Here is an 11,947-nt window from a genome sequence, read left to right as displayed (position 1 = left end):
CGGCGTCGGTCACTTGCCCGCTCCTTCCTGCGCGTCGGTGTCGTCAGCGTCGGCGTCCGCGGACTCGGCCGCCTCGACCGGCTCGTAGACCAGCACCGCCCGGTTGTCGGGGCGCAGCCGGGCCTTGGCGACCGCCTGGACCTCCTCCGCGGTGACGTCGAGCACCCGGTGCACGGCGGTCAGGGCGAGCTGCGGGTCACCGAAGAGCACCGCGAACCGGCAGAGTTCGTCGGCGCGCCCGGCGACCGTACCGAGGCGGTCCAGCCACTCGCGTTCCAACTGGGCCTGTGCGCGCTCCATTTCCTCGGGCGTGGGGCCCTCGGCGGCGAACCTGGCGAGCTCCTCGTCGACCGCGGCCTCGATCTCCGGCACCTCCACGCCGCCGGACGTCTTCACGTCCAGCCAGCCGAGCGAGGGCGCCCCGGCCAGCCGCAGCAGCCCGAACCCGGCCGCCACCGCCGTACGGTCACGGCGGACCAGACGGTTGTGGAGCCGCGAGGACTCACCGCCGCCGAGCACGGTCAGCGCGAGGTCCGCCGCGTCACACTCGCGGGTGCCGTCGTGCGGCAGCCGGTAGGCGGCCATCAGGGCCCGCGCCGGGACCTCCTCGCGCACCTCCTCGCGCAGCTGCTCGCCGATGGTCTCCGGGAGCGCCCCGTCGCGCGGCGGCTGCTTGCCGTCGTGGGACGGGATGGAACCGAAGTACTTCTCGATCCAGGCGAGGGTCTGCTCGGGGTCGATGTCGCCGACCACCGAGAGCACCGCGTTGTTGGGCGCGTAGTAGGTGCGGAAGAAGGCGCGCGCGTCCTCCAGGGTCGCGGCGTCCAGATCGGCCATCGAGCCGATCGGGGTGTGGTGGTACGGGTGGCCCTCGGGGTAGGACAGCGCCGTCAGCTTCTCGAACGCCGTGCCGTAGGGGACGTTGTCGTAGCGCTGGCGGCGCTCGTTCTTGACGACGTCGCGCTGGTTCTCCATGGACTCTTCGTCGAGCGCGGCGAGCAGCGAGCCCATGCGGTCCGCCTCCAGCCACAGAGCCAGCTCCAGCTGATGCGTGGGCATCGTCTCGAAGTAGTTCGTGCGCTCGAAGCTGGTGGTGCCGTTGAGCGAGCCGCCGGCGCTCTGCACCAGCTCGAAGTGGCCGTTCCCCTTGACCTGGCCGGAGCCCTGGAACATCAGGTGCTCGAAGAGGTGCGCCAGGCCGGTGCGCCCCTTGACCTCGTGGCGCGAGCCGACGTCGTACCAGAGACAGACCGCGGCGACCGGGGTCAGATGGTCCTCGGAGAGCACCACGCGCAGGCCGTTGGCCAGGCGGTGCTCGGTCGCTGTCAAGCCGCCGGAGCCGGCCTGAGCGGTGGCCGTGTGACCCATGGGCATGTACGTCCCTTCGATCGCGATACTGGATTTCCTGCGAGACCTGCCACTTTAAGCAAGCGGACGGACACTTGGCGAAGTTCCCGTTCCGGGGAAGTTCGCGTGAAAGAGGGGCGCATCCCCCGCGTGCCGGGGCAGAAAACCGTCCCGGCGCGGGTCACGGACGCGCTTTGGGACGGGTCGAGGTCGGGGTTGTCAGTGCGGCGGTCCACAATGGTCCGCGTCAGAACCTGAGGTTGCCCGAACAGAATCCGTGAAGGAGTCGCAGCAGCGATGGCCCGCCGCAGCACGAAGACCCCGCCGCCGGACGACTTCGAGGAGAAGATCCTCGACATCGACGTCGTCGACGAAATGCAGGGCTCCTTCCTTGAGTACGCGTACTCCGTGATCTACTCGCGGGCCCTGCCCGACGCCCGCGACGGCATGAAGCCGGTGCACCGCCGCATCGTGTACCAGATGAACGAGATGGGCCTGCGCCCCGACCGCGGCTTCGTGAAGTGCGCCCGTGTCGTCGGCGAGGTCATGGGCAAGCTGCACCCGCACGGCGACGCGTCGATCTACGACGCGCTGGTCCGTCTCGCGCAGCCGTTCTCGATGCGGCTCCCCCTGGTCGACGGCCACGGGAACTTCGGCTCGCTCGGCAACGACGACCCGCCGGCCGCCATGCGGTACACCGAGTGCCGGATGGCCGACGCGACGTCCTTGATGACGGAGTCGATCGACGAGGACACCGTCACTTTCCAGTCGAATTACGACGGCCAGGAGAGGGAGCCCACCGTGCTCCCCGCCGCATACCCGAACCTCCTGGTCAACGGCTCGTCCGGGATCGCGGTCGGTATGGCGACCAACATGCCGCCGCACAACCTGGGCGAGGTCATCGCCGCCGCCCGTCACCTGATCAAGCACCCGGCCGCCGACCTGGACACCCTGATGCGGTTCGTGCCGGGGCCCGACCTGCCCACCGGTGGCCGGATCGTGGGTCTGGGCGGCATCAAGGACGCGTACGCCCGCGGGCGCGGCACGTTCAAGATCCGCGCCACCGTCTCCGTGGAGAACGTGACGGCCCGCCGCAAGGGCCTGGTCGTCACGGAACTGCCCTTCGCGGTCGGTCCGGAGAAGGTGATCGCCAAGATCAAGGACCTGGTCTCGGCGAAGAAGCTCCAGGGCATCGCGGACGTCAAGGACCTCACCGACCGCGAGCACGGCCTGCGCCTGGTCATCGAGGTGAAGAACGGTTTCGTGCCGGAAGCCGTCCTGGAGCAGCTCTACCGGCTCACGCCGATGGAGGAGTCCTTCGGCATCAACAACGTGGCGCTGGTCGACGGGCAGCCGCTCACGCTGGGGCTCAAGGAGCTTCTGGAGGTCTATCTCGACCACCGCTTCGACGTGGTGCGCCGGCGCAGTGAGTTCCGCCGGAGCAAGCGCCGCGACCGGCTGCATCTGGTCGAGGGGCTGCTCGTCGCGCTGATCGACATCGACGAGGTCATCCGGATCATCCGGTCCAGCGACAATTCGGCGCAGGCCAAGGAGCGGCTCGTCGCGCACTTCTCGCTGAGCGAGACGCAGACGCAGTACATCCTGGACACCCCGCTGCGCCGGCTGACCAAGTTCGACCGGATCGAGCTGGAGAGCGAGCGGGACCGGCTCAGCAGCGAGATCGACGAGCTGACCACGATCCTCGAATCGGACAACGCGCTGCGCAAGCTCGTCTCCACCGAACTGGCGGCGGTCGCCAAGAAGTTCGGCACCGAGCGGCGTACGGTGCTGCTGGAGTCGGCCGGTGCGCAGGTCGCCTCGGTTCCGCTGGAGGTCGCGGACGACCCGTGCCGGGTGCTGCTGTCCTCGACCGGCCTGCTGGCCCGTACGGCCAACGACGAGCCGGTGGTGCTCGCCGAGGACGCCAGGCGCGCCAAGCACGATGTGATCGTGTCGGCCGTACCGGCGACGGCCCGCGGGGACGTGGGCGTCGTGACGTCCGCGGGCCGGCTGCTGCGGCTCGCGGTGATCGATCTTCCCCAGCTGCCGGACACCCACGCGGCGCCCAATCTGTCGGGCGGCGCGATGGTCGCCGAGTTCCTCACGCTGGAGAGCGACGAGTCGGTCGTCTGCCTCACCACGCTCGACGAGTCTTCCCCCGGACTGGCGATCGGCACCCTTCAGGGCGTCGTCAAGCGGGTGGTGCCGGACTACCCGGCCAACAAGGACGAGCTGGAGGTCATCGGGCTCAAGGAGGGGGACCGGATCGTCGGCGCGGCCGAGCTGCGCACCGGCGAGGAGGACCTGGTCTTCATTACCTCCGACGCCCAGCTGCTGCGCTATCCGGCGGCGCAGGTGCGGCCGCAGGGCAGGCCCGCGGGAGGTATGGCGGGGGTCAAGCTCACCGCGGGCGCGGAGGTGCTCTCGTTCACCGCGGTGGACCCTGCGGTGGACGCGGTGGTGTTCACCGTCGCCGGCTCGCACGGCCTGCTGGACGACTCGATGCTGAGCTGCAAGCTCACCCCGTTCGACCAGTACCCGCGCAAGGGCCGGGCCACCGGCGGGGTGCGCTGTCAGCGGTTCCTCAAGGGCGAGGACAGTCTGGTGTTCGCCTGGGCGGGCGCCACACCGGCCCGCGCCGCGCAGCAGAACGGCGCGCCGAGCGAGCTGCCCGTGCCCGACCCCCGGCGCGACGGTTCGGGTACGCCGCTGGCCAAGCCGGTCGCGGTGGTCGCCGGACCGGTGTAGCCGTCCGGTCCCCGGCGACGGGGCGTGGCCCGCAAGGCCCTACGCGTCGTCGCCGGGCTGCCGTACGTACCGCAGGACGCCCCACATGCTTCGCTCATGCGCGGCGTCCTGCGCCGGGTCCGGGGCCGGACCGCCGCTCTCCCGGCAGTCGGCCAGCTCCTTGCCCAGGGCCTCGGCGGCGATACCGGAGCCGATCAGCACCAGCTGGGTGGCGCGCGGCTCGCCGCGCTTCCAGGGCTGCGGCTCGAACCGCAGGAACCTGCCGACCGCGTGCACGGCGTACTTGTTGGCCCGGTCACCGCTGCCGAAGTCGACGAAGCCCTTGATCCGGTAGAGGCCCCGCGGCCGTGAGTCGAGGAACCCCATCAGGCGGCGCGGGTTCATCGGCACGTCCGCGGTGAAGGACACGCTGTCGTACGCGGCGTGGAGATGGTGCGTGTGCCCGTCGCCGTCCTGCTCCTCCCGTTCCGCCAGGAGCAGGTCCTCGAAGCTGAGCTGACGCTCCTTCTCCTCGCTGTCCGGCCGTAGCGCCGGGTCGAAGAGCAGCTCGGGGTCGATCCGGCCGTACGTCGCGCAGACGACGGCCGCGGCGCCGCCCGCGCGGGCACTGGCCGCGGCGACGGTGTCCTGGAGGCGGGCCTGTTCCTCGCGCCCGACCCGGTCGGTCTTGTTGAGCACGACGAGATCGGCGACGGCCAGGTGGCGGTCGAGTTCCGGATGGCGGGCCCGGGTGGCGCCGAATTCCGCGGCGTCGACGACCTCCACCAGTCCCCCGTACACGATGTTCGGATTGTCGCTGGCCAGGAGCATCCGTACGAGTTCCTGCGGCTCGGCCAGCCCGCTGGCCTCGATGACGATCACATCGAGCCGGGCCGCGGGCCCGGTCAGCGTCTCCAGGAAGCCGTCGAGCTCGCTCGCGTCGACCGCGCAGCACAGGCAGCCGTTGCCCAGCGAGACCGTGGAACCGACCTGCCCGGAGACCGTCATGGCGTCGATGTCGATGGCGCCGAAGTCGTTGACGATCACGCCGATCCGGTTGCCGGAGCGGTTGCGGAGCAGGTGGTTGAGCAGCGTCGTCTTGCCCGATCCCAGGAACCCCGCGAGGACGACGACCGGGATCTGCTGTGCGCGGGGCGGGAACGACGGGTTCAACGGGGACCTCTCTCAGGCGCCTCAGAGTGCGGGGACCGGCTGCGGCGGACGCGTGCCGACGTAGCGGGCCGCCGGGCGGATGATCTTGGAGTCCTCCGCCTGTTCCAGGATATTGGCGCTCCAGCCGACCGCCCTCGCCACGCAGAACGTCGGGGTGAACATCTCGCGCGGCAGCCCGCAGAGCTCCATGACGACTCCGGCGTAGAACTCGACGTTGGTGTGCAGCTCCCTGCCGGGCTTGAGCTCCGCGAGGATCGTCTCGACCCGGGACTCGACCTCGACGGCGAAGTCGACGAGCGGACCGCCGAAGCCCTGGGCGATGTCCCGCAGCATGCGTGAGCGGGGGTCCTCAGTGCGGTAGACGGGATGCCCGAAGCCCATGATCCGGTCGCCCGCGAGCACGCGTTCGCGAATCCAGCCATCGATCCGGTCGGGGGTTTTGATGGCGTCCAGGGTGTCGAGCGCCCGGCTCGGCGCCCCGCCGTGCAGCGGTCCGGAGAGCGCGCCGACGGCCGCCACCAGACAGGCGGCCACATCAGCCCCGGTGGAGGCGACGACCCGGCCGGTGAACGTCGAGGCGTTGAAGCCGTGGTCGACGGTGGAGATCAGGTACTGCTCCACGGCCCTGGCGCGGTCCTCGTCCGGTACGGAACCGGTGAGCATGTACAGATAGTTGGCCGCGTGCGGCAGATCGTCGCGCGGCTCCACCGGTTCGAGGCCCCGGCCGATCCGGTACAGGGCGGTGAGCACGGTGGGTACGGCGGCGCAGAGCGCCAGCGCGTCGGCCCGGCGCTGTTCGGCGTCGATGTCGTACACGGGCCGGAATCCGGCCGAGGCGCCGAGCAGCGAGAGGGCGGTGCGCAGGCCGGCCAGCGGCCCGCTGGCGGCTCCGGCGCGCGCCAGGGCGGGCAGCATCCCGGCCACCTCGGCGGGCAGTCGGCGCAACGCGGCGGTGCGGGCGGCGAAAGCGGAGCGCGCCTCGGCGCCGGGCAGTGTGCCCTCGGACATCAGGTACCAGACGTCCTCGAAACCGCGCGTCCGCGCCAGTTCGATCGCGGAGTACTGCCGGTAGTGGTAGAAGCCCTCGCGCCCCCGGACATCCCCGAGGGCGGTCTCGGTGACGACGACCCCCGCGAGTCCACGGGGTACATCGAGCGGGCTTCCGCTGGTCGTGGTCGACATCTTTTCCTCCATGCGTGCCCCAGCAGGGCGTTTAGAGATTGATTTCGACCATCCATGATTGACTTCAATCCTGTCAATATTGATTGAATCAATGTAGATAAGGTTGATGGCATGAAGGATCAAGTGGCACCTGACGAAGGCCGGAAGGAGGCTGCCGGGCAGCGCCTCAGCACCCGGGAGGCTGCCGAGCGGCTCGGAGTCAAGCCGGAGACGCTGTACGCGTACGTCAGCCGGGGACAGCTGAGCAGCAGACGCGCTCCGGGCGGGCGCGGCAGCACGTTCGACGCCGCCGAGATCGACGCGCTGGCCCGGCGTACGAACCGCAGGCCCCCCGTCTCCCCCGCCACCGCCGAACCGGCCTTCCGCACCGGCGTCACGCTGATCGAGAACGACCACTACTACTTCCGGGGCGTCGACGCGACCGAGCTGGCCCGGCGCTACGCCTACGAAGAGGTCGCCGAGTGGCTCTGGACCGGCGAACTGCGGCCCGGCATCCGCTTCACGGCCCCGGCCGAGGCGCTGGCCGCGGCGCGCCGGGCGGTCGAGGCGCTGCCCGCGCACAGCGGTTCGACGGACCGGCTGCGGGTGGCCGTGGTCGCGGCGGCGACCACCGATCCGCTCCGCTTCGACCTCTCACAGGAATCGGTGCTCGCCGCCGCGCGAAGTCTCGTCCCGACCCTGGTCGACGTGCTGCCCGTGGTTCCGGGCGCGCCGCAGGGCAGCGAGACAGCCGGAGAACCGGCGACGGACGCGGGCGGTGCCGGGCTGGCCCGGCGGATATGGCCGAAACTCACTGCCCGGCCCGCTGACGAACCTGCGATCGCCGCACTGGACGCCGCGCTGGCTCTGCTGATCGACCACGACCTCGCAGCGTCGACGCTGGCCGCCAGGGTCGCGGCATCCGCCCATGCCCATCCGTACGCGGTGGTCTCCGCGGGCCTCGGAGTCCTTGAGGGTCCGCTGCACGGCGCGGCCAGCGGACTGGCGCACCGGATGCTGGCCGAGGTCCTGGAGCGGGGCTCGGCGGCCCCGGTGGTCGCGGACCATCTCCGTACCGGACGCCAGGTGCCCGGACTCGGCCACCGTCTCTACGCCGCCGAGGACCCGCGGGCGCGGGTGCTGTTCGCTTTGCTGGCCCGTGTTCCGCAGGCCGCCGCAGTGCTCGCGGCGGCGCGTGACGTGGTCACCACGACCGCGGGCCACACCCCCCTGCACGCCAATGTCGATCTGGCGCTCGCCGTGCTCTCGGTCTCCTGCGGCATGTCCGTGGAGGCCGGAGAGACCATATTCGCGGTGTCCCGCACGGCCGGCTGGATCGCCCACGCCCTGGAGGAGTACGGGGAACGGCCGCTGCGGATCCGCCCCAGCGGGCAGTACAACGGCCCCCGCCCTCCGCAGCCACTGCCCGCCGCGGCAGACGGGACGCCGCGCTGAGCGGCGGGTGGTGACGGACGAACGGGGGCCTTCGGGGACCGGCGGGGCGCGGGGCTACACCGCGCCCGCCCCGGTCAGCGCACGGACCTCGGTCTCCGCGTGCTTGGCTTCGTCGGGCGGATCGGCGGAGGTGACCGTTCCGGCCCAGCCCGCCAGGAAGCCCAGCGGAATGGAGACCAGCCCGGGGTTCTCCAGCGGGAAGAGCTGGAAGTCGGCTCCCGGGAAGAGCGAGGCGGGACTCCCGGACACCACGGGGGAGAACACCACGAGCACAACGGCCGGAATCAGCCCGCCGTAGACGGACCAGACCGCTCCCCGGGTGGTGAAGCTCCGCCAGAACAGGGAGTACAGCAGCACCGGAAGGTTGGCCGAGGCGGCGACGGCGAAGGCCAGACCCACCAGGAACGCCACGTTCAGATCCTGGGCGAGCAGGCCCAGGGCGATGGCGACCACCCCGATACCGGCCGCGGCCACCCGGGCCACGACGACCTCGCTGTGCTGCTTGGCGCCCGGGCGCCGGAACGAGGCGTAGAGGTCGTGGGCCACCGAGGCGGACGAGGCGAGGGTGATCCCCGCGACGACCGCGAGGATGGTCGCGAAGGCGACCGCGGCGACCACGGCGAACAGGATCGCGCCCCCGGTGGACCCCTCGCCGCCCCCGAGCTCCAGGGCCAGCAGCGGAACGGCCGTGTTGCCCGCGGCATTGGATGCCCGGACGTCGGCGGAACCCACCAGGGCAGCCGCCCCGAACCCGAGCGCGATCGTCATCAGGTAGAAGCTGCCGATGAGCCCGATCGACCAGACGACCGAGCGGCGCGCCGCACTGGCGGTGGGCACGGTGTAGAAGCGCGAGAGGATGTGCGGCAGCCCCGCCGTACCGAGCACCAGCGCCAGCCCGAGGCTGATGAAGTCGATGCGCGCGGTCCACGTGCCGCCGTACAGGAGCCCCGGCGAGAGGAACCGGCTTCCGTGCCCGCTCCGTCCGGCGGCGGATTCGAGTACGGCGTTGAAGTCGCCGTGGAAGCGGACCAGGACGAGAACGGTCAGCACGACCGCCCCCACCATCAGCAGCACAGCCTTGACGATCTGGATCCAGGTCGTGGCGCGCATGCCGCCGAAGGACACGTAGATCACCATGAGCGCGCCGACCCCGATGACGGTCCAGGAGCGGGCGACACCGCTCGTCCCGCCGAGGAGCAGCGCCACGAGACTGCCCGCGCCCACCATCTGCGCCACGAGATAGAGCACCGAGACGGTGACGGAGGACGTCCCCACCGCGATCCGGACCGGGCGCTCCGCCATCCGTGCCGCCACCACGTCGGCGAGCGTGAACCGGCCGCAGTTGCGCACGAGTTCGGCGACCAGCAGCAACACCACGAGCCAGGCGACGAAGAAGCCGACCGAGTACAGCATGCCGTCATAGCCGAAGAGCGCGATCAGACCGGAGATGCCGAGGAACGAGGCGGCCGACATGTAGTCGCCCGCGATGGCGAATCCGTTCTCCATCGGGGAGAACAGCCGTCCGCCCGCGTAGAACTCCTCCGCCGAACCGTGACGGTTGCGGCTCACCCAGGTGGTGATCCCGAGCGTCACCGCGATGAAGACGCTGAACAGGACGAGCGCCAGCGTCTGGTGATCGGCGTTCACCGTTCGGCTCCTCGCGTCATCTCCTGCGTCTGCCAGCGCAGTTCCAGTGCCGCCCGGTCCCTGCGCAGCCGCGCGTGACGCGCGTACGCCCAGGTGAGCAGGAAGGTCGTGAGGAACTGCCCGATCCCCGCAAGCATCGCGACGTTGACCGCGCCAGCCACCGGACGGTCCATCAGCCCCGGCACCGCGACAGCGGCGACGACGTAGGCGAGATACCAGAGGAAGAAGGCGAGGGTGGCCGGAACGACGAACCGCCGGTACCGGCGGCGCACTTCCTGGAACGCCTCGCTGCGCTGCACCTCCAGATAGATCTCGGCCGCGCTGAGTCCGCGGCACGGGTCCGCGGGCCCGGACGCCCCGGCAGGAGCGAGACCCCCCGTACCGTCCGGCTCACCCCATCCGGAGGCCAACGCGTCGTACCACGGGTCGTCGAGACGCATCGCTGCGGTCTCACGCCCTGCTTCCTTCTCCACGGAACAACTCCCCTAGTCCACGGACCACTTCGGCCGTGTACCCAAGAATGTGCAGATCGGGAAGGACGTGGACGCGTCATTTGCCGGACTTCACCACTTCAGGTGATAACTGACCCGGGCGGCTGTGCGAGGCCCCGAACGTACGCGTAACGAACGGCTTTCGCCCGGTCACGCACTCCGGTCTTGGCGAAGAGATTGTTGATGTGGCTCTTCACCGTGGCCTGCGAGATGCTCAGTCTGCGGGCGATCTCCGGGTTGGACAGGCCTTCCGCGATCAGTGCCAGCACTTCCGCTTCGCGCGGCGTCAGCCCGTCGGGCAGTTGCTGCTCGGGCACCGGCGGAGGCGGGAGCGGAGCCTCGGTCACTCGCTCCAGCAGGCGGCGCTGCACGCTGGGCGAGAGCCCGGCCTCACCGGACAGCACGGCCTGGACGGCCCGTACGATCTCCTCGCCGCCGGCGTCCTTGGTCAGGTAGCCACGGGCCCCGGCCCGCAACGCGGGGAAGAGCGAATCGTCGTCCTCGAAGGTGGTGAGCACCACCACCTGCGTACCCGGGTAGTCCCTGCGGATCCGCCGCGTCGCCTCCGCCCCGTCGCACCGGGGCATCCGCAGGTCCATCAGCACGACGTCCGGCGACAGCTCCGCCACGAGCGACACGGCCTCCTCCCCGTCCCTGGCCGCCCCCACCACCTCGATCCCGGGCAGCAGTCCCAGCAGCATCACGATCCCTTCGCGTACCACCGACTGATCGTCGGCGACCACGACCCGCGCGTTCACGCGGGCACCCGCAGACACACCACGAAACCCTCCTCACCCGGACCGGCCTCCAGCGTCCCGCCCATCAGCTCGGCCCGTTCCCTCATCCCCAGCAGACCGTATCCGGAGCCGCTGACGGACAGCTCGCTCTCCGGTCTCTTTCCACCCGAATCCCTGATTTCCAGGGCGACTTCACCCGGAAGGTACTCCAGCTGTATGCGCACCTCGGCCCCCGGCGCGTGCTTGCGCACATTGGTCATGGCCTCCTGCGCCACTCTCCGGACCGTCTGCGAGGTCCCGGCAGTCAGTGTCCGCCGCTCGCCCTCCACGCTGACCCGAGCCGGCTCGACGGCCACCAGCTGCCGCAGGAAGTCCTCCACCGGGGAGACCTCCCCCCGGAGCGCGGAGAGCGCCTGACGGGTCTCCGCGAGCCCCTCGCGGGCCATGGCGCGCGCGGCCACGACCCGGTCCAGCACCTGGTCCCGGAACTCCCCCGCCGGCTCCCGCTCGATCAGCAGCCGGGCCGCCTCCAGATGCACCAGCTGGGCGGAGAGGCTGTGGGCGAGCACATCGTGGATCTCCCGCGCGATCCTGGCCCGTTCGTCCAGCGCGGCTCTCCCGGCCTCCGCCTCGCGGGCCGCGCGTTCCTGCGCGAGAAGTCTCTGCGCGTTCCCCCGGGCCTCCGCGTCGAGCCGGAGCACGTAGCCCGCCAGCGAGAGCCCCGCAGTGGACATGGCGGTGGCAAGCCAGCCGTCGGTGCTCATGAGGGCGTACCCGCCGAGCGCCACAGCCATCGCCGGAAGACCCGCCGTGAGCGGCAGCCGCTCCAGCGCGGCTACGGCGCAGCCGCACCAGAGAATCAGCGCGGGCAGGTCCGCACCGGCCCGTTGCGCACCGAAGGCAGCCAGCAGCAGCAGGGCCAGCAGACCGAGCGACGGCCACAGCCGGTGCTCAAGGCTGGTACGGAAGTACGCCCACGCGACGAACGCGCATCCCGCCACGCCCACCAGCCCGAGCACCACTTCCCAGGGCCCGAACCGCCCGCCGCTGAACGTGCCCCAGAGCATGGCGGTGCCCAGCGCCGCCCGGACCGACCAGGTGATCGCCCTGCGCGGCAGGGCGTGGCTCGTCCCCGACAGGGCTTCCCGGGTCGGCCAGCCGGTCCAGGCCGCGGGCGTCACGCGCGGTCCTTCCCCGCCCGGGCAGGGC

9 protein-coding genes are annotated in these 11,947 nt (G+C 71.0%); 2 read left to right on the top strand and 7 right to left on the bottom strand.

The annotated features are described in order from the left end of the window. Window positions 1-9: 9 nt before the first annotated feature. Window positions 10-1,374 carry a M16 family metallopeptidase gene (locus ACFVWY_RS12795; protein ID WP_389870551.1) on the bottom strand — a complete coding sequence of 455 codons (1,365 nt, stop codon included), beginning with the start codon at window positions 1,372-1,374 and terminating at the stop codon, window positions 10-12. A 270-nt stretch (window positions 1,375-1,644) separates the two neighbouring features. Here ACFVWY_RS12795 and ACFVWY_RS12790 point away from each other — a divergent pair, with 270 nt between their 5' ends. Continuing rightward, window positions 1,645-4,095 carry a DNA topoisomerase (ATP-hydrolyzing) subunit A gene (locus ACFVWY_RS12790; RefSeq protein WP_389870549.1) on the top strand — a complete coding sequence of 817 codons (2,451 nt, stop codon included), beginning with the start codon at window positions 1,645-1,647 and terminating at the stop codon, window positions 4,093-4,095. Window positions 4,096-4,134: 39 nt separating this feature from the next. Here the strand turns inward: ACFVWY_RS12790 and ACFVWY_RS12785 are convergent, their stop codons facing one another. Together ACFVWY_RS12785 and ACFVWY_RS12780 are read right to left on the bottom strand one after the other, a co-directional pair. Then, window positions 4,135-5,247, bottom strand: a complete 1,113-nt coding sequence (locus tag ACFVWY_RS12785) for a CobW family GTP-binding protein (RefSeq protein WP_389870547.1) — start codon at window positions 5,245-5,247, stop codon at window positions 4,135-4,137. A gap of 21 nt (window positions 5,248-5,268) precedes the next feature. Further along, window positions 5,269-6,429: a citrate/2-methylcitrate synthase gene (locus tag ACFVWY_RS12780; RefSeq protein ID WP_389870544.1), complete on the bottom strand. Its 1,161-nt coding sequence runs from the start codon at window positions 6,427-6,429 to the stop codon at window positions 5,269-5,271. A gap of 111 nt (window positions 6,430-6,540) precedes the next feature. Between ACFVWY_RS12780 and ACFVWY_RS12775 the strand changes: the two genes are divergently transcribed. Further along, the gene (locus tag ACFVWY_RS12775; RefSeq protein WP_389870542.1) at window positions 6,541-7,863 is read left to right on the top strand and encodes a citrate/2-methylcitrate synthase; all 1,323 of its coding nucleotides are present in this window, start codon (window positions 6,541-6,543) and stop codon (window positions 7,861-7,863) included. 54 nt (window positions 7,864-7,917) lie between these two features. On the opposite strand, the gene ACFVWY_RS12770 is transcribed toward ACFVWY_RS12775, so the two are convergent. The 4 genes from ACFVWY_RS12770 to ACFVWY_RS12755 all read right to left on the bottom strand — a co-directional run bounded on the left by ACFVWY_RS12770 (window position 7,918) and on the right by ACFVWY_RS12755 (window position 11,919). Beyond that, complete coding sequence (locus ACFVWY_RS12770; protein WP_389870539.1) at window positions 7,918-9,510, bottom strand: cation acetate symporter; 1,593 nt, start codon at window positions 9,508-9,510, stop codon at window positions 7,918-7,920. After that, a complete protein-coding gene (locus ACFVWY_RS12765; RefSeq protein WP_389870919.1) occupies window positions 9,507-9,950 on the bottom strand; it encodes a DUF485 domain-containing protein in 444 nt (147 codons plus the stop codon). The genes ACFVWY_RS12770 and ACFVWY_RS12765 overlap by 4 nt, the downstream gene beginning before the upstream one ends. Before the next feature lie 131 nt (window positions 9,951-10,081). Continuing rightward, window positions 10,082-10,759 (bottom strand): response regulator, encoded by a 678-nt coding sequence (locus tag ACFVWY_RS12760; RefSeq protein ID WP_389870537.1) that lies wholly within the window; start codon window positions 10,757-10,759, stop codon window positions 10,082-10,084. Beyond that, window positions 10,756-11,919, bottom strand: coding sequence for a sensor histidine kinase (locus ACFVWY_RS12755; protein WP_389870535.1), 1,164 nt, complete (start codon window positions 11,917-11,919; stop codon window positions 10,756-10,758). Before ACFVWY_RS12755 ends, ACFVWY_RS12760 begins: the two co-directional genes overlap by 4 nt. Between the last annotated feature and the right edge of the window lie 28 nt (window positions 11,920-11,947).

Source organism: Streptomyces sp. NPDC058195 (assembly GCF_042883525.1).
In the GTDB taxonomy this organism is placed as follows: Bacteria; Actinomycetota; Actinomycetes; order Streptomycetales; family Streptomycetaceae; genus Streptomyces.
The sequence above is the reverse complement of the archived record's forward strand: the minus strand, read 5'-3'. Positions and strand labels throughout refer to the sequence as shown.

What these genes read in the sequence shown, in the direction of transcription:
- ACFVWY_RS12765 (WP_389870919.1), bottom strand. Translation starts at nt 9,950, where the DNA reads ATGCGTCTCGACGACCCGTGGTACGACGCGTTGGCCTCCGGATGGGGT.
- ACFVWY_RS12795 (WP_389870551.1), bottom strand. Translation starts at nt 1,374, where the DNA reads ATGCCCATGGGTCACACGGCCACCGCTCAGGCCGGCTCCGGCGGCTTG.
- ACFVWY_RS12775 (WP_389870542.1), top strand. Translation starts at nt 6,541, where the DNA reads ATGAAGGATCAAGTGGCACCTGACGAAGGCCGGAAGGAGGCTGCCGGG.
- ACFVWY_RS12780 (WP_389870544.1), bottom strand. Translation starts at nt 6,429, where the DNA reads ATGTCGACCACGACCAGCGGAAGCCCGCTCGATGTACCCCGTGGACTC.
- ACFVWY_RS12790 (WP_389870549.1), top strand. Translation starts at nt 1,645, where the DNA reads ATGGCCCGCCGCAGCACGAAGACCCCGCCGCCGGACGACTTCGAGGAG.